This window comes from Burkholderia paludis (assembly GCF_000732615.1).
Taxonomy (GTDB): domain Bacteria; phylum Pseudomonadota; class Gammaproteobacteria; order Burkholderiales; family Burkholderiaceae; genus Burkholderia; species Burkholderia paludis.
Genome location: NZ_JPGL01000060.1, coordinates 34,134 through 51,280 on the forward strand (window position 1 = coordinate 34,134; position 17,147 = coordinate 51,280).

General features: G+C 68.7%; 13 protein-coding genes and 1 pseudogene. 6 read left to right on the plus strand and 8 right to left on the minus strand.

All coding sequences use genetic code 11. The features are described 5' to 3' along the window. Nucleotides 1–18 precede the first annotated feature (18 nt). From yajC to queA, 3 genes are all read right to left on the minus strand, one after another. Nucleotides 19–342, minus strand: coding sequence for a preprotein translocase subunit YajC (yajC, locus tag GQ56_RS0129920; protein ID WP_006476868.1), 324 nt, complete (start codon nt 340–342; stop codon nt 19–21). Nucleotides 343–574: 232 nt separating this feature from the next. After that, nucleotides 575–1,762: a tRNA guanosine(34) transglycosylase Tgt gene (tgt, locus tag GQ56_RS0129925; protein WP_031402161.1), complete on the minus strand. Its 1,188-nt coding sequence runs from the start codon at nt 1,760–1,762 to the stop codon at nt 575–577. A gap of 141 nt (nt 1,763–1,903) precedes the next feature. Then, complete coding sequence (gene queA, locus GQ56_RS0129930; protein WP_031402162.1) at nt 1,904–2,971, minus strand: tRNA preQ1(34) S-adenosylmethionine ribosyltransferase-isomerase QueA; 1,068 nt, start codon at nt 2,969–2,971, stop codon at nt 1,904–1,906. A gap of 167 nt (nt 2,972–3,138) precedes the next feature. On the opposite strand from queA, the gene recG reads away from it, so the two are divergent. From recG to ubiA, 6 genes are all read left to right on the plus strand, one after another. Then, nucleotides 3,139–5,520, plus strand: coding sequence for an ATP-dependent DNA helicase RecG (gene recG, locus GQ56_RS0129935; protein ID WP_031402163.1), 2,382 nt, complete (start codon nt 3,139–3,141; stop codon nt 5,518–5,520). Nucleotides 5,521–5,646: 126 nt separating this feature from the next. Next, the gene (locus GQ56_RS0129940) at nt 5,647–6,606 is read left to right on the plus strand and encodes a hydrogen peroxide-inducible genes activator (protein WP_031402164.1); all 960 of its coding nucleotides are present in this window, start codon (nt 5,647–5,649) and stop codon (nt 6,604–6,606) included. A gap of 643 nt (nt 6,607–7,249) precedes the next feature. Further along, nucleotides 7,250–9,436, plus strand: a complete 2,187-nt coding sequence (gene katG, locus GQ56_RS0129950; RefSeq protein WP_031402165.1) for a catalase/peroxidase HPI — start codon at nt 7,250–7,252, stop codon at nt 9,434–9,436. A 102-nt stretch (nt 9,437–9,538) separates the two neighbouring features. After that, nucleotides 9,539–9,694, plus strand: a complete 156-nt coding sequence (locus GQ56_RS46115; protein WP_162836109.1) for a hypothetical protein — start codon at nt 9,539–9,541, stop codon at nt 9,692–9,694. 118 nt (nt 9,695–9,812) lie between these two features. Continuing rightward, a complete protein-coding gene (locus GQ56_RS0129960; protein WP_031402166.1) occupies nt 9,813–10,301 on the plus strand; it encodes a Dps family protein in 489 nt (162 codons plus the stop codon). A 206-nt stretch (nt 10,302–10,507) separates the two neighbouring features. Next, entirely contained in the window at nt 10,508–11,371 is an 864-nt protein-coding gene (ubiA, locus tag GQ56_RS0129965) for a 4-hydroxybenzoate octaprenyltransferase (RefSeq protein ID WP_031402167.1), read from the plus strand. A 90-nt stretch (nt 11,372–11,461) separates the two neighbouring features. Here ubiA and proC read toward each other — a convergent pair whose 3' ends face one another. The 5 genes and pseudogenes from proC to GQ56_RS0129990 all read right to left on the minus strand — a co-directional run bounded on the left by proC (nt 11,462) and on the right by GQ56_RS0129990 (nt 17,122). Beyond that, on the minus strand, nt 11,462–12,274 hold the full coding sequence (gene proC / locus GQ56_RS0129970) for a pyrroline-5-carboxylate reductase (protein ID WP_031402168.1): 813 nt from the start codon (nt 12,272–12,274) through the stop codon (nt 11,462–11,464). 51 nt (nt 12,275–12,325) lie between these two features. Next, the gene (locus tag GQ56_RS0129975) at nt 12,326–13,024 is read right to left on the minus strand and encodes a YggS family pyridoxal phosphate-dependent enzyme (RefSeq protein WP_031402169.1); all 699 of its coding nucleotides are present in this window, start codon (nt 13,022–13,024) and stop codon (nt 12,326–12,328) included. A 159-nt stretch (nt 13,025–13,183) separates the two neighbouring features. Further along, nucleotides 13,184–14,410 carry a glycolate oxidase subunit GlcF gene (gene glcF, locus GQ56_RS0129980; RefSeq protein ID WP_031402170.1) on the minus strand — a complete coding sequence of 409 codons (1,227 nt, stop codon included), beginning with the start codon at nt 14,408–14,410 and terminating at the stop codon, nt 13,184–13,186. A gap of 7 nt (nt 14,411–14,417) precedes the next feature. Further along, nucleotides 14,418–15,477: pseudogene (gene glcE / locus GQ56_RS39635) on the minus strand (glycolate oxidase subunit GlcE). A gap of 151 nt (nt 15,478–15,628) precedes the next feature. Continuing rightward, nucleotides 15,629–17,122, minus strand: a complete 1,494-nt coding sequence (locus GQ56_RS0129990; RefSeq protein ID WP_031402171.1) for an FAD-linked oxidase C-terminal domain-containing protein — start codon at nt 17,120–17,122, stop codon at nt 15,629–15,631. Nucleotides 17,123–17,147: the final 25 nt, after the last annotated feature.

The window sequence follows — 17,147 nt, forward strand, 5'->3', positions numbered from 1 at the left end:
GGACGCTCGGTGAAGGGCTTACAGCGACTTGATCGTGCCCTTCGGCAGAATGGTCGTGACAGCGGCCTTCTGCACGGTGATTTCGGTGCCTTCGGCGATCTCGACGCCGATGTAGCCTTCGGTGACCTTCGTCACCTTGCCCACGAGGCCGCCGCTCGTGACGACTTCGTCGCCCTTGGCCATGGCCGCGAGCATGTTGCGGTGCTCCTTCTGACGCTTCATCTGCGGACGGATCATGATGAAGTAGAGCACGGCAAACATCAGGATGAGCGGCAGGAAGCTCATCAGGCTCGATTCGGCGCCACCGGCACCTTGCGCGAACGCGTTGGAAATGAACGGCACTTGGTCTCTCCGTAGGGGAAGATCGAAAAATAAGCCGGTTATTCTACCACCGGCCCCATGCGCAAACGGATCGGCAAATGCGCTTTCGGATCAAGCTGTTAAAGCGCGAACCGATACCGTTACGGCGTGTATGGAAAGGCAATTGTAATATTTGGCGGTCGCGGCTGGCCACTGGAACGCGTCAATTAGTACACGTCCTATGTGACGTGCCGCCGCGCGGGCGGCCGGCCCGTCAGTCGACGCCTCTCGCGCGATCCTCCGCGAAGCGCTGGCGGAACGCATCGAACGTATGGGTCTCGATCGCGTCGCGGATCTCGCTCATCAGCTGCAGGTAGTAGTGCAGGTTGTGGATCGTGTTGAGCTGCGCGCCGAGGATTTCGCCGACGCGGTGCAGGTGGTGCAGGTAGCCGCGCGAGAAGTTCCGGCACGTGTAGCACGTGCAGCTCGCGTCGAGCGGCTTCAGCGAGTTCTTGTGCGTCGCGTTGCGGATCTTCACGTCGCCGAAGCGCGTGAACAGCCAGCCGTTGCGCGCGTTGCGGGTCGGCATCACGCAGTCGAACATGTCGACGCCGTTGGCGACGCCCTCGACCAGGTCCTCCGGCGTGCCGACGCCCATCAGGTAGTGCGGCTTGTCGGCCGGCAGCTTCGGGCCCACGTGCCGCAGCACGCGCATCATGTCTTCCTTCGGCTCGCCGACCGACAGCCCGCCGATCGCCAGGCCGTGGAAGCCGAGTTCCGACAGGCCGGCAAGCGATTCGTCGCGCAGGTCCTCGAACATCCCGCCCTGGACGATCCCGAACAGCGCATTCGGGTTGCCGAGCCGGTTGAATTCGTCGAGCGAGCGCTTCGCCCAGCGCAGCGACATGCGCATCGAGTCGGCCGCTTCCTTGTGCGTCGTCGGCACGCCGTCGGTGGCGTACGGCGTGCATTCGTCGAACTGCATCACGACGTCGGAGTTCAGCACCTTCTGGATCTGCATCGACACTTCCGGCGACAGGAACAGCTTGTCGCCGTTGATCGGCGACGCGAACGTGACGCCGTCCTCGGTGATCTTGCGCAGGTCGCCGAGCGAGAACACCTGGAAGCCGCCCGAGTCGGTCAGGATCGGCTTGTTCCAGCCCATGAAGCGGTGCAGGCCGCCGTGCGCGTCGATCGTGTCGAGGCCCGGGCGCAGCCACAGGTGGAACGTGTTGCCGAGGATGATCTGGGCGTTGATCTCGTGCAGCTCGCGCGGCTGGATCGCCTTCACGGTGCCGTACGTGCCGACCGGCATGAAGATCGGCGTCTCGACCACGCCGTGGTTGAGCTTCACCCGGCCGCGGCGCGCATGGCCGTCGGTCGTCAGCAGTTCGAATTCGAGCCCGTTTGCCGGGCGGTCCTGCACGGGCGCGTGCGTATCGTGGGATGAACCTTCGGTCATCGCGTCATTCTCCTTGCTACCGGAGAACAGTCCGGCGCATGTTGAAAACGCCGCCGGAACGCCGGCGGCGGTGAAAAAAATCGGGCGTGCGACCGGCGCGGGCCGGCCGACGGGAGCGTCGGGGCGGCCGCGCGCCGCGCTTCAGGCGCCCGCCGCCTCCGGCGTGTCGCGCCGCGTGAGCAGCATCGCGTCGCCGTAGCTGAAGAAGCGGTAGCGTTCGTCGATCGCGTGCCGGTACGCGGCGCGGATCGTCTCGACGCCGGCGAACGCGGACACGAGCATCAGCAGCGTCGACTTCGGCAGGTGGAAGTTCGTGACGAGCCGGTCGACCACGCGGAAACGGTAGCCGGGCGTGATGAAGATGTCGGTCTCGGCCTGCGCGGCCGCGAGCGGGCGGCCCGCTTCGTCGGCCGCGCGCGCGGCCGCTTCGAGCGCGCGCATCGACGTCGTGCCGACCGCGATCACGTTGCCGCCGCGCGCGCGGGTCGCGGCGATCCGGTCGACGAGCGCCTGCGGCAGGTCGTACCACTCGCTGTGCATCTTGTGCTCGGCGATGTTGTCGACGCGCACCGGCTGGAACGTGCCCGCGCCGACGTGCAGCGTCAGCGTCGCGCGCTCGACGCCCATCGCGTCGAGCTTCGCGAGCAGCGGCTGGTCGAAGTGCAGCCCGGCCGTCGGCGCGGCGACCGCGCCCGGGTTGCTCGCGTAGACGGTCTGGTAGCGCGTCTCGTCGGTCGCGTCGGGATCGTGCTCGATATACGGCGGCAGCGGCAGGCGCCCGTACTGCTCGATCAGCTCGAGGCACGGCGCGGGGAAGTGCAGCGTGAAGAACGGCTCGACGCGCTCGCCGACCGTCACGTCGAAGGCGTCGGCGAGACGCAGCGTCGTGCCGGCGCCCGGCGACTTGCTCGCGCGGATCTGCGCGAGCGCCGTGTGTGTGCCCGTCACGCGCTCGACCAGCACCTCGATCTTGCCGCCGCTGGCCTTCTGGCCGAAGAAGCGCGCCTTCAGCACCTTGGTATCGTTGAACACGAGCAGGTCGCCGGGCGCGATGCACGACGGCAGCTCGGTGAAATGCCGGTCGACGAGGCGCGCGGGCTCGACGGCGCCGTCGACCTCGAGCAGGCGGCTCGCGGTGCGGTCGGGCAGCGCGGTTTGCGCGATCAGCTCGGGCGGCAGATTGAAATCGAAATCGGAAAGCGTGAACATGCGGGCTGGTTCGAAACGGCCGGCGGGCGTCGCCGGCAGGGCGGAAACGCGTAATCGGGGCGCGCGAGCCGCTATGATGGCGGGATGCGCGGCCTGGCCGGCGTCGTTCGTTCGGGCGACGTGAAAGCCGCTATTGTACTTGCCTTGCGAAGCACCCAGACGATCCGATGCCTGTGTCACCACGCCGTTCCTCCGCTGCCGTTGCCGATTCCGCCGATCCGTTCGACGCGGAGGATGGGGTGTTACCCGCGCGCGGCGCGGGGGAGCGCGACGTGGCGGCGCACGATCCGGCGGAACCTGGCGCGGGCGAGCGCGACGCGGCGGAGCGGGCCGCCCCGCGCCGCGCCGGCCCGAAGCGCGGCGCCGACGGGCGGCTCGCGCAGCCGGCCGCGGCCGACGCGGCGCCCGACGCCGAACACGCCGCCGCGGGCGACGCAGCGGGAGCGGCCGGCGCGAAGCGCAAGAAAAAGGCCGCCGCCGACAAGCCCGTGAAGACCGCCGACAAGCTCGCGAAGCTCGGCCTCACGCGCTCGATCGATCTCGTGCTGCATCTGCCGATGCGCTACGAGGACGAAACCACGCTCACGCCGATCGGCGAGCTGCTGCCGGGCGGCATCGCGCAGGCCGAAGGCGTCGTGTTCGACAACGAGGTCGCGTACCGGCCGCGCCGCCAGCTCGTCGTGAAGATCCAGGACGACGACGGCGAGCACCTGGTGCTGCGCTTCCTGAATTTCTACGGCTCGCAGGTCAAGCAGATGGCCGTCGGCCAGCGGCTGCGCGTGCGCGGCGACGTGCGCGGCGGCTTCTTCGGGATGGAGATGGTGCATCCGGCGGTGCGCGTCGTCGAGGCGGATGCGCCGCTGCCGCAGGTGCTCACGCCCGTCTATCCGAGCACGGCCGGGGTGTCGCAGGCCTATCTGCGCAAGGCGATCGAGAACGCGGTCGAGCGCACGCCGCTGCCCGAGCTGCTGCCGCCCGAGATCGAGCGCGATTACCTGAAGCCGCTCGGCGTGCCGTCGCTCGAGCAGGCGGTGCGCATCCTGCACCATCCGGGCGTCGATTCCGACGAGGCCGCGCTGATGGACGGCTCGCATCCGGCGTGGACGCGCATCAAGTTCGAGGAACTGCTCGCGCAGCAACTGTCGCTCAAGCGCGCGCACGAGGAGCGCCGCACGCGCGCGGCGCCCGCGATGCCGCGCCGCACGGCGAGCGATGCCGATGCGCTGACGACCCGGTTCTACGCGGCGCTGCCGTTCACGCTGACGGGCGCGCAGTCGCGCGTCGTCGACGAGATCGCGCAGGATCTGACGCTCGCGCACCCGATGCAGCGCCTGCTGCAGGGCGACGTCGGCAGCGGCAAGACCGTCGTCGCGGCGCTGGCCGCCACGCAGGCGATCGACGCCGGCTACCAGGCCGCGCTGATGGCGCCTACCGAAATCCTCGCGGAACAGCACGCACGCAAGTTGCGCGCGTGGCTCGAGCCGCTCGGCGTCACGGTGGCGTGGCTCGCGGGCAGCCTGAAGGCGAAGGAGAAGCGGGCGGCGATCGAGGCGGCCGCGCTGGGCACCGCGCAGCTCGTGATCGGCACGCACGCGATCATCCAGGACACGGTCGAATTCGCGCGGCTCGGCCTCGTGATCGTCGACGAGCAGCACCGCTTCGGCGTCGAGCAGCGGCTCGCGCTGCGCGCGAAGGCCGCGAACGCGGCCAACGGCGCCCGCGATTTCCAGCCGCACCAGCTGATGATGTCGGCCACGCCGATTCCGCGCACGCTCGCGATGACGTACTACGCGGATCTCGAGGTCTCGACGATCGACGAACTGCCGCCGGGCCGCACGCCCGTGCTGACGCGTCTCGTCGGCGACGCGCGGCGCGAGGAGGTGATCGCCCGCGTGCGCGAGGCGGCGCTGACGGGGCGCCAAGTGTACTGGGTCTGCCCGTTGATCGAGGAGAGCGAGACGCTGCAGCTGCAGACGGCCGTCGAGACCTACGAGACGCTGGCCGCCGCGCTGCCCGAGCTGAAGGTCGGGCTCGTGCACGGCCGGCTGTCGCCGGCCGACAAGGCGGCCGTGATGGACGCGTTCACGCGCAACGAGGTGCAGCTGCTCGTCGCGACGACCGTGATCGAGGTCGGCGTCGACGTGCCGAACGCATCGCTGATGGTGATCGAGCACGCGGAACGCTTCGGCCTCGCGCAGCTGCACCAGCTGCGCGGCCGCGTCGGGCGCGGCACCGCGGCGTCGGTGTGCGTGCTGCTGTACACGGGGCCGCTGTCGATCGCCGGCCGCGAGCGGCTGAAGACGATGCGCGAGACGACCGACGGCTTCGAGATCGCCCGCCGCGACCTCGAGATCCGCGGCCCCGGCGAATTCCTGGGGGCGCGCCAGTCGGGCGCGGCGATGCTGCGTTTTGCGAACCTCGAGACCGACGGCTGGCTGATCGATCCGGCCCGCGAAGCCGCGACGCGGCTGATCGCCGCGTACCCCGGCGTCGTCACGCAGCATCTCGCGCGCTGGCTCGGCGCGCGGGAACAGTACCTGAAGGCCTGATCCGCAGGCTGAGGCCGGGTTTGAAACGGCCGTTCGACGTATTCCGATATACAGAGAACTTGGCGAACCGGTGTCACAGGGTGTATAAATTAAACCTATCGCATGTATATCCCTGATTGACCCACAATGACGCTGACTGAATTGAAATACATCGTCGCGGTCGCGCGCGAACGGCATTTCGGCCGCGCGGCCGAAGCCTGCTTCGTGAGCCAGCCGACGCTGTCGGTGGCGATCAAGAAGCTCGAAGACGAGCTCAACGTGCAGATTTTCGAGCGCGGCGCGAGCGAGGTGAGCGTAACGCCGATCGGCGACCAGATCGTCACGCAGGCGCAGCGCGTGCTCGAGCAGACCTTCGCGATCAAGGAGATCGCGAAGCAGGGCAAGGATCCGCTGGTCGGGCCGTTCCGTCTCGGCGTGATCTACACGATCGGGCCGTACCTGCTGCCGACGCTCGTCAAGCAGATGATCCAGCGGGTCCCGCAGATGCCGCTGATGCTGCAGGAGAACTACACGCTGAAGCTGCTCGAACTGCTGAAGCAGGGTGAGATCGACGCCGCGATCATGGCGCTGCCGTTCCCGGAAACCGGCCTGATGGTGCGGCCGCTGTACGACGAGCCGTTCGTCGTCGCGCTGCCTGCGGGCCATCCGTGGGAGAAGCGCGCCGAGATCGACGCCGAGGACCTGAAGCAGGAAACCATGCTGCTGCTCGGCAACGGCCACTGCTTCCGCGATCACGTGCTCGGCGTGTGCCCGGAACTGATGCGCTTCTCGCAGACTGCCGACGGCATCCAGAAGACCTTCGAGGGCTCGTCGCTCGAGACGATCCGCCACATGGTCGCGAGCGGCGTCGGCATTACCGTGCTGCCGCGCATGTCGGTCGCCGAGATCGGCCCGCGCGCGAACGGCCCCGATGCCGAGTTGCTGTCGTACGTGCCGTTCAACGAACCGGTGCCCGACCGCCGCGTCGTGCTCGTATGGCGCAAGAGCTTCACGCGGATGCCCGCGATCGACGCGATCAGCGACGCGATTTCCGCGTGCGATCTGCCGGGCGTCGCGAAGCTCGACATGCCGGCCACGATGAACTGAGCGGGCGGTAGCACGCAGGCGTGGCGGTACGATGAACGGGGTCTTGCGACCCCGTTTATTTTTCTCTATCACATAGATAAAATTTATTAAATTTAAATTATTGATAGATGTAGATAGAATGCTCTACATGGATCGGCGTCGTGTCGGCGCCCGGTCTGCACGTGGAATGCAAGCGTCAAAGGAGGATGTCATGATGCGGTCGGTATTGCAGCACGCGCAGCGGAACATCCCGTCGCGCGACGCGGTCGTACATCGCGCCAGGTCGGTGGTTCGCAGCCTGCGTCCGATTGCGTTCGCGTACCTGGCGGACCGCGTGTATGGTGGCTGAACGTCGCCCGCACGCCGGTTTCCTGTTCCCCCGATTCACCGACGTCTAGCCATGAGGGAGCATCGCATGTCCGAAAGCTGGAACACCCCCCGCACCACCGGCGCGGCCCCGGCCGGCAGCCGTTTTCCCGGGCGCCCCGCTGGCGGCGCCACGCCGAGGGAGCGCACGCCGATCGCCGCGCACGACACCCCGTAGTACGACAGGAGGACCGACCTGTTCCGTTTCCCATCCCCGCAATGACACTCCACGAACCGCACCCGGCATGACGCCGGAGCGGACCGATGGAGGCAGACGAGCAAGCCAAGGAGAAATCGCATGTCGAACGAAACGAAGTGCCCGTTCAACCACACCGCTGGCGGCGGCACGACGAACAAGGACTGGTGGCCGAATCAGCTGAACCTCAACATCCTGCACCGGCATTCGGCGCTGTCCGATCCGATGGACAAGGATTTCGACTACGCCGAGGCATTCGGGAAGCTGGATCTCGCGGCGGTGCGGAAGGACCTGCATGCGCTGATGACGGCGTCGCAGGACTGGTGGCCGGCCGACTTCGGCCACTACGGCGGCCTGTTCATCCGCATGGCGTGGCATAGCGCCGGCACGTACCGCACGGCCGACGGCCGCGGCGGCGCGGGTGGCGGGCAGCAGCGCTTCGCGCCGCTCAACAGCTGGCCGGACAACGTGAGCCTCGACAAGGCGCGCCGCCTGCTGTGGCCGATCAAGCAGAAGTACGGCCGCAACATCTCGTGGGCCGACCTGCTGATCCTGACCGGCAACGTCGCGCTCGAATCGATGGGCTTCAAGACCTTCGGTTTCGCCGGCGGCCGCGTCGACACGTGGGAACCGGACGACGTCTACTGGGGTTCGGAAAAGATCTGGCTGGAACTGAGCGGCGGCCCGAACAGCCGCTACACGGGCAAGCGCGACCTCGAAAGCCCGCTCGCCGCGGTGCAGATGGGCCTCATCTACGTGAACCCGGAAGGTCCGGACGGCAACCCCGACCCGGTCGCCGCCGCGCATGACATCCGCGAGACCTTCGCGCGGATGGCGATGAACGACGAAGAGACGGTCGCGCTGATCGCGGGCGGCCACACGTTCGGCAAGACGCACGGCGCCGGCCCGGCCTCGAACGTCGGTCCCGAGCCGGAAGCGGCCGGCCTCGAGCAGCAGGGCCTCGGCTGGAAGAGCACGTTCGGCACGGGCAAGGGCGCGGATACGATCACGAGCGGCCTCGAAGTCACGTGGACGTCGACGCCGACGCAGTGGAGCAACGACTTCTTCAAGCACCTGTTCAGCTATGAGTGGGAACTGACGAAGAGCCCGGCCGGCGCGCACCAGTGGGTCGCGAAGGATGCCGGCGACGTGATTCCGGATGCCTACGACGCGTCGAAGAAGCATCGCCCGACGATGCTGACGACCGACCTGTCGCTGCGTTTCGATCCGGCCTACGAGAAGATTTCGCGCCGCTTCCACGAGAACCCGGCCGAGTTCGCCGATGCGTTCGCGCGCGCCTGGTTCAAGCTCACGCACCGCGACATGGGCCCGCGTGCCCGCTATCTCGGCCCGGATGTGCCGGCCGAGCAGCTGTTGTGGCAGGACCCGATCCCGGCCGTCGACCACCCGTTGATCGACGATGCCGACGTCGCCGCGCTGAAGGCGAAGGTGCTGGCATCGGGCCTGTCGGTGTCGCAGCTCGTGTCGACCGCCTGGGCGTCGGCGGCGACGTTCCGCGGTTCGGACAAGCGCGGCGGCGCGAACGGTGCGCGGATTCGCCTCGCGCCGCAGAAGGACTGGGAAGTGAACCGTCCGGCCGAACTCGCGAAGGTGCTCGCGACGCTCGAGGGCGTGCAGAAGGCGTTCAACGACGCGCAGACGGGCGGCAAGAAGGTGTCGCTCGCCGACCTGATCGTGCTGGGCGGTGCGGCCGGCGTCGAGCAGGCCGCGAAGAACGCGGGCGTCGCGGTGACGGTGCCGTTCGCCCCGGGTCGCGCGGATGCGCTGCAGGAACAGACCGATATCGACGCAATGGCCGTGCTCGAGCCGGTTGCGGACGGTTTCCGCAACTTCCTGAAGCACGCGTACAAGACGCCGGCCGAGGCGCTGCTGGTCGACAAGGCGCAACTGCTGACGCTGAGCGCGCCCGAGATGACTGCGCTCGTCGGTGGCCTGCGTGTGCTCGGCACGAACGTCGGCGACGCGAAGCATGGCGTGTTCACCGATCGTCCGGAAGCGCTGACGAACGACTTCTTCGTGAACCTGCTCGACATGGGCACGGAATGGAAGCCGGTGTCGGCCGCGAACGACGTGTTCGAAGGGCGCGACCGGGCGACGGGCAAGGTCAAGTGGACCGGCACGCGGGTCGACCTGATCTTCGGCTCGCACGCGCAACTGCGCGCGCTGGCCGAGGTGTACGGCAGCGCAGATGCGAAGGAGAAGTTCGCGCGCGACTTCGTCGCGGCCTGGAACAAGGTGATGAACCTCGACCGCTTCGACCTCGCGTGAGCGTCGCCGCGCGGTAGGGCGGCCATGCAGTAACGGGAAACGGCCGGCCATCCGGCCGGCCGTTTCTTCCAGAGCAGGGGTTTTGTCGAAGGAGTGACGATCATGACGCAAATGATGTTGAACATGCGCGCCGCGCTGGCGGCGCCGAGGGTGCGCGCGCCGGCCGGGATCGTGCGGCGCGTGGTCGGGTTCGCGATCCTCATCGGCGGCGCGGCCGAACTGGTGTCGCAGGCGCTGCGCGCGATCGCGGCCGCCTGAGTCCGGCGCCCGGTGCGCCATGCTGCCGGCGCGCGCCGCGCGTGCGGTCAATGCAGGAACAGGAAGGTCGCCGGATTCGCCGGGTGCGTTCCGGTGCACTGGATAAGGAGTCCATAGCATGTCGAGAAAGCGCAACGCCGCACAGATCAACATCGGCATCGGCGACAAGGACCGCAGGAAGATCGCGGAAGGCCTGTCGCGCCTGCTTGCCGATACGTTCACGCTGTACCTGAAGACCCACAATTTCCACTGGAACGTCACGGGCCCGATGTTCAATACGCTGCACCTGATGTTCGAGGCGCAGTACAACGAACTGTGGCTCGCGGTCGATTCGGTCGCGGAGCGGATTCGCACGCTCGGCGTCGTCGCGCCGGGCACATTCGCCGATTTCGCGAAACTGTCGTCGGTGCCGGAAGCGAACGGCGTGCCGGCGGCCGAAGAGATGATCCGCCAGCTCGTCGAAGGGCACGAGACGGTCGTGCGCACCGCGCGCGAAATCTTTCCGGTCGCCGCCGCGGCAAGCGACGAGCCGACCGCCGACCTGCTGACCCAGCGTCTGCAGACGCATGAAAAGACCGCGTGGATGCTGCGGTCGCTGCTGGCGTAGGCGCGGCATCGCCGCGCAGGGCCGGCCGCTCCGGTGCGGGCCGGATCGAATCAGTCCCTTGATTGACGTGCGGCACGGCGCGGCCTTACGGGACGGGCGCTGGCGGCTCGTCTGCCGTTGCCGGCGGCAGGCCCCGGGCGGCCGCGACATGACGCGAAGCGCCGCTCGGCTCTAAAATGCCGGGGTTATCTTCCCGGTGCTTCGCCATGCTTGCCCGCTTCCCCCTGTATCTGCGGCTTGTCCGGATGGACAAGCCGATCGGCAGCCTGCTGCTGCTCTGGCCGACGCTGAATGCGCTGTGGATCGCGTCGGACGGCCATCCGCGCTGGTCGCTGTTCGTGATCTTCTCGCTCGGCACGCTGCTGATGCGCTCGGCCGGCTGCGCGATGAACGACTACGCCGACCGCGATTTCGACCGCCACGTGAAGCGCACCGCCGACCGGCCGCTGACGTCCGGCAAGATCCGCGCATGGGAGGCCGTCGCGATCGCCGTCGCGCTCGCATTCATCTCGTATCTGCTGATCCTGCCGCTCAACACGCTGACGAAGGAGCTGTCCGTCGTCGCGCTGTTCGTCGCCGGCTCCTATCCGTTCATGAAGCGCTTCTTCGCGATTCCGCAGGCGTATCTCGGCATCGCGTTCGGCTTCGGCATTCCGATGGCGTTCGCGGCCGTGCAGGACACGGTGCCGGCGATCGCGTGGGTGATGCTGGTCGCGAACGTCTTCTGGTCGGTCGCGTACGACACCGAGTATGCGATGGTCGATCGCGACGACGACATCAAGATCGGGATCCGCACGTCGGCGCTGACCTTCGGCCGCTTCGACGTCGCGGCCGTGATGGCGTGCTATGCGGCGACGCTCGGCATCTACGTGTGGATCGGCGTGACGCTCGGCTTCGGTCTCGCGTACTGGGCCGGCTGGGCGGCGGCGGCGGGCTGCGCGCTGTATCACTACACGCTGATCAAGGGCCGCGAGCGGATGCCGTGCTTCGCGGCATTTCGCCACAACAACTGGCTCGGCGGCGTGCTGTTCGCGGGCATCGCCGCCCATTACCTGCTGGCCGGCAACTGAACGCGGCCGCGCGCTGCGCCTGAAAAAAAAGCGGCCTGACGGCCGCTTTTTTTACGTCGGGCGCCGGCGCGCCGGCGGATGTCGCCGCGCCTACGCGCGGCCGAGTTCGTCACCCATTTCCCTGGCGCGGGCCTCGGCCGCGAGCGCGCCGCGCACGATCGCCTCCTTTACGCCCTGCGTGTCGAACGACGCAAGCGCGGCGGCCGTCGTGCCGCCCTTCGACGTCACGCGCTCGCGCAGCACGCTCGCCGGTTCGCCCGATTGCGCGGCGAGCTGCGCGGCGCCGGTGAACGTCGCGACCGCGAGCGCGCGGCCCTGTTCGTCGTTCATGCCGAGCTGGCGCGCGGCTTCCTGCAGCGCTTCGATGAAATAGAACACGTACGCCGGGCCGCTGCCCGAAATGGCCGTGACGGCGTCGAGCTTCGATTCGTCGTCGAACCATACGATCTCGCCGACCGCGCCGAGCACGTTCGACGCGAGTTCGCGGCCCGTCGCATCGACGCCCGGCAGCGCGGCGAGCCCGGTCACGCCCATGCCGACGAGCGCGGGCGTGTTCGGCATCGTGCGTACGACGCGCGCGTAGCCGCCGAGCCAGCGGGCGAGATCGGTGCCGCGGATGCCGGCCGCGATGCTGATCACGAGCTGCGACTTCAGGTGCGGCGCCAGCGCTTGCGCGACATCCTTGAGCACCTGCGGCTTCACCGCGAGCACGATCGCGTCGTAGCCGGCGAGCGTCGCGTCGGCGGCCGCGCCGGTGCGCACGCCGAATTGCTGCGCGGCGCGCGCGCGGACGTCCTCGTTGACGTCGATGGCATACAGGCCGTCCGCGGCGACGCCGCGCTTGATCAGGCCGCCGATCAGGGCCGCGGCCATGTTGCCGCCGCCGATGAATGCGATTTTCATGATGTCCGATTGAGCGAGTGAGTGAACGGAAAGGCGGAAAAGGGGCGGCGCTCAGTGCGCGTAATCGCGCGCGCCGAAGATCGCGGTGCCGACGCGCACGATCGTCGCGCCTTCGAGCACGGCCGCGTCGAGATCGGCGGACATGCCCATCGACAACGTGTCGAGCGGCAGGCCGTCCGCGCGCAATGCGTCGAACAGCGTGCGCAGCGCGCGATGGGGCGCACGCTGCGCAGCGGTATCGCCGGCCGGTTCGGGAATCGCCATCAGGCCGCGCAGCCGCAGCGACGGCAGGGCGGCGACCGCGCGCGCGACTTCCGCCACGTCGGCCGGCGCGACGCCGCTCTTCGACGCCTCGCCGCTGATGTTCACCTGCACGCACACATTGAGCGGCGGCAGGTGCGCGGGGCGCTGTTCCGACAGGCGCTGCGCGATCTTCAGCCGGTCGACCGAATGGACCCAGTCGAAGCGCTCGGCGACCGGGCGCGTCTTGTTCGACTGCAACGGCCCGATGAAATGCCATTCGAGCTGGGCGCGCAGGTCGGCGAGCGCATCGATCTTGTCGATCGATTCCTGCACATAGTTTTCGCCGAAGGCGCGCTGCCCGGCCGCGTGCGCGGCGCGCACGTCGGCGGCGGGAAACGTCTTGGAGACGGCGAGCAGCGAAACGGTGGCGGGGTCGCGGCCGCCCGCGCGGGCGGCGTCGGCGATGCGGCGATGAACGGATTCGAGTCGGGCGGCGAGATCGGACATGACGGGCACGAGGACAGGCACGGAAGCGGACATGAAGCGGGCATGAAGCGGGCATGAAGCGGAGGCGCCGCGTTACGCGGCGCATCGGTCCGCCCATTATACGGACGCCGCGCGCGGAGCCCGGCGCCGGCGCGCGTCCGTCATCGCCGTGAAGCGGCGTCAACCGTACAGCAGATGCTCGACGAGCTGGACCCAGTGGGCGACCGGGATCTGCGTGCCGCTTTGCAGATGCGCGATGCAGCCGACGTTGCCGGAGACGATCATCTGCGGCTCGAGCGCCTGCAGTTTCAGCAGCTTCTGCTTGCGCAGCCGGTACGACAGCGACGGCTGCGTCAGCGAATAGGTGCCGGCCGAGCCGCAGCACAGGTGGCTGTCGGCCGGCAGCCGCACGTCGATGCCGAGCGTCTCGAGCAGGCGTTCGACCTTGCCGCGCGATTGCTGGCCGTGCTGCAGCGTGCACGGCGGGTGGTACGCGACCGTATGGATCGCGCGGCGCCGCGCGAGCGTCGCGAGTTCGGCTTCGAACGCGAGCAGCACGTCGGAGATGTCGCGCGTCAGCGCCACGACGCGCTGCGCCTTCTCCGCGTAGGCCGGGTCGTCGCGCAGCAGGTGGGCGTATTCGAGCACCGTCGCGCCGCAGCCCGATGCGTTCATCACGATCGACTCGACCCCCTGTTCGATATGCGGCCACCACGCGTCGATGTTGCGGCGCGCGTCGTCGAGCGCTTCGTCGTGATAGTTCAGGTGCAGGCGGATCGCGCCGCAGCAGCCCGCATCGGGCGCGACGACGGTCTCGATGCCGAGCGCGTCGAGCACGCGCGCGGTCGCGATGTTGATGTTCGGCAGCATCGACGGCTGCACGCAGCCGCCGAGCATCAGCATCTTGCGCGTATGCGTGCGGTGCGGCCATTCGAGCAGCCGCGTGCGCGGCGGCACCTTGTCGCGCAGCCGCTTCGGCAGCAGCGGCCGCACGTGCTGGCCGAGTCGCATCACGGGCGAGAACAGCGCGGCGTTCGGTACGAGGCTCGCGAGCATGCGGCGCACGAGGCGCTGCTGCGCCGGGCGCTGCACCTGCGCCTCGACGTGCTTGCGGCCGATCTCGACCAGCCGGCCGTACTGGACGCCGGACGGGCAGGTCGTCTCGCAGCTGCGGCACGTGAGGCAGCGGTCGAGGTGCTGCTGCGTGCTGCGCGTGACGGGCGCGCCTTCGACCATCTGCTTGATCAGGTAGATGCGTCCGCGCGGGCCGTCGAGTTCGTCGCCGAGCAACTGATAGGTCGGGCAGGTCGCGGTGCAGAACCCGCAGTGCACGCACTTGCGCAGGATCGCGTCGGCCTCGTCGCCGTCGGGCGTATTGCGGATGAAATCGGCGAGGTTCGTTTGCATCGAGCCCTCAGAGATCGGGGTAAAGCCGGCCGCGGTTGAAGATGCGCGCGGGATCGAACGCGGCCTTCAGCCCGCGGTGGATTTTCATCATCGGGGCGGGGAGCGGCGTGAACACGCCCGCGCTGCGGTCGTACGCATCGCCCGCGCGGAACAGCGTCGCATGGCCGCCGGCCTGCTTTGCGCTCATGCGCACGGTCTGCGCGTCGGCGTCGGTGATCCACCAGCGCTGCGCGCCGCCCCATTCCATCAACTGGGTGCCGGGCAGATGCATCGGTTCGGTGATCGACGGCAGCGCGAGGCGCCACAGCGCATAGCCGGGCGGGATGCCGTTGAAGAACGGGTCGGTGTGCTCGCGCAGGCCGGCCCAGAAGCGCTCGGCCTCGACCGCGTCGACGACTTCGCCGCCGAGCAGCGTCTTCGCGGATTTCACGGACGCTTCGGCGCCCGACAGGCGCAGCACGAGCGTGCCGTTGCGCCATGCGCTGGCGCTGATGGGCAGCGGGTGGCCGCCCCATTCGTTGAGCTTGCGCACGGCGTCGGTGGCGCTCATCTCGAACTTCAGCGTGACCTCGGCGACGGGCATCGGCAGTACCTTGATCGACAGGTCGAGCATCAGCCCGAGCGTGCCGAGCGCGCCGGCCATCAGCCGCGACACGTCGTAGCCCGCGACGTTCTTCACGACCTGCCCGCCGAAGCGCAGCGTGTCGCCGCGGCCGTTCATCAGCGTGACGCCGAGCACGAAATCGCGCGGCGCGCCCGGCCGCGACGCAGCCGCCGACGGTGGCCGCGCGGCCGAAGTGCGGCGGCTCGAACGGCAGCATCTGGCCGCACTCGGCGAGGACCGTTTCAAGCTGCGCGAGCGGCGTGCCCGCGCGGACCGTGACGACGAGCTCGGCCGGGTCGTACGACACGATGCCCTGAAACGCGCGCGTATCGAGTATGTCGCCCTCGAGCGCCTGGCCGTACCAGTCCTTGGTGCCGCCGCCGCGAATCCGCAGTGGCCGGCCGTCGGCGCTGGCCGCGCGGATGCGCTCGGCCCATCCGGCGACGATGTCGTCCTCTTCCATGTTCCGTTGCTGCCTCGACTTGTTGTTCGGTCGATTGTACCGGGGTGGCACGATTCCACATCGCGACTATCCCTAAGCCCGGTATCACGCGCCGACGGCCCGCGCCGCCGGGGGCCGGCCGCCGGACCGGGCCGCACGCCGCGCGCGACGCTCAGAAACGCGGCAGGTCGGGGTGCGGCAGCAGCCCGCCGCGCACATGCTGGCGGCCGTATTCGGCGCAGCGCGCGCGGGTGGGGATGCCCTTGTCCGGGTTCAGCAGCCCCGCCGGATCGAATGCGCGCTTGACCGCGAAGAACGCATCGCGCTCCTGCGGCGAGAACTGTACGCACATCGAATTGAGCTTCTCGATGCCGACGCCGTGCTCGCCCGTCACGCTGCCGCCGAATTCCACGCAGCATTCGAGGATTTCCGCGCCGAACTGCTCGGCGCGGTGCAGTTCGTCCGGATCGTTCGCGTTGTAGAGGATCAGCGGATGCATGTTGCCGTCGCCCGCATGGAACACGTTGATGCAGCGCAGCCCGTAGCGCGTTTCCAGCTGCTCGATGCGTGCGAGCAGCGGGCCGATCGCGCGGCGCGGGACGGTGCCGTCCATGCAGTAATAGTCGGCGGAGATCCGGCCGGCGGCCGGAAACGCGTTCTTGCGGCCCGACCAGAAGCGCAGCCGCTCGCTCTCGTTGCGCGACACCTGGATGCGGGTTGCGCCGTGCTCGCGCAGCACCGCCGTCATCCGCACGATTTCTTCCGCGACCTCTTCGGGCGTGCCGTCCGATTCGCACAGCAGGATCGCCTTCGCGTCGAGGTCGTAGCCCGCGTGCGTGAACGCCTCGACGGCCTGCGTGGCCGGCTTGTCCATCATCTCGAGCCCGGCCGGGATGATGCCCGACGCGATGATCGCCGCGACGGCCTCGCCGCCCTTGACGACGTCGTCGAAGCTCGCCATCACGAGTTGCGCCGTCTGCGGCTTCGGGATCAGCCTCACCGTGACTTCGGTGACGATCGCGAACATCCCTTCGCTGCCGATCATCACGGCCAGCAGGTCGAGGCCGGGCATGTCGAGCGCGAGCGAGCCGAACTCGACGATCTCGCCGTCGATCGTCACCGCGCGCACGCGCATCACGTTGTGCACGGTCAGCCCGTATTTCAGGCAATGCACGCCGCCGGAATTTTCCGCGACGTTGCCGCCGATCGTGCACGCGATCTGCGACGACGGATCGGGCGCGTAATACAGGCCGTACGGCGCGGCGGCCTCGGAGATCGCGAGGTTGCGCACGCCGGGCTGCACGGTCGCCGTGCGCGCGTACGGGTCGATCTCGACGATGCGCGTGAAGCGCGCAAGCGACAGCACGACGCCGAGCGCGATCGGCAGCGCGCCGCCCGACAGGCTGGTGCCCGCGCCGCGCGGCACGATCGGCACTTCCATGCGGCGGCAGATCTGCACGATCCGCTGCACCTGCGACTCCGTTTCGGGCAGCGCGACCGCCAGCGGCAGGCGGCGATACGCGGACAGGCCGTCGCATTCGTACGGTGCGGTGTCTTCGTCGCGGTACAGCAGGCAGTGCGTCGGCAGCACGGCCATCAGCGCCTGCACGACTTCGCGCTGGCGCTGCGCACGGGCCGCGCTCGACAGTTCGACGGGAGCGTTCATGAGGTCTCCAGCAGCAGGGGGCGCG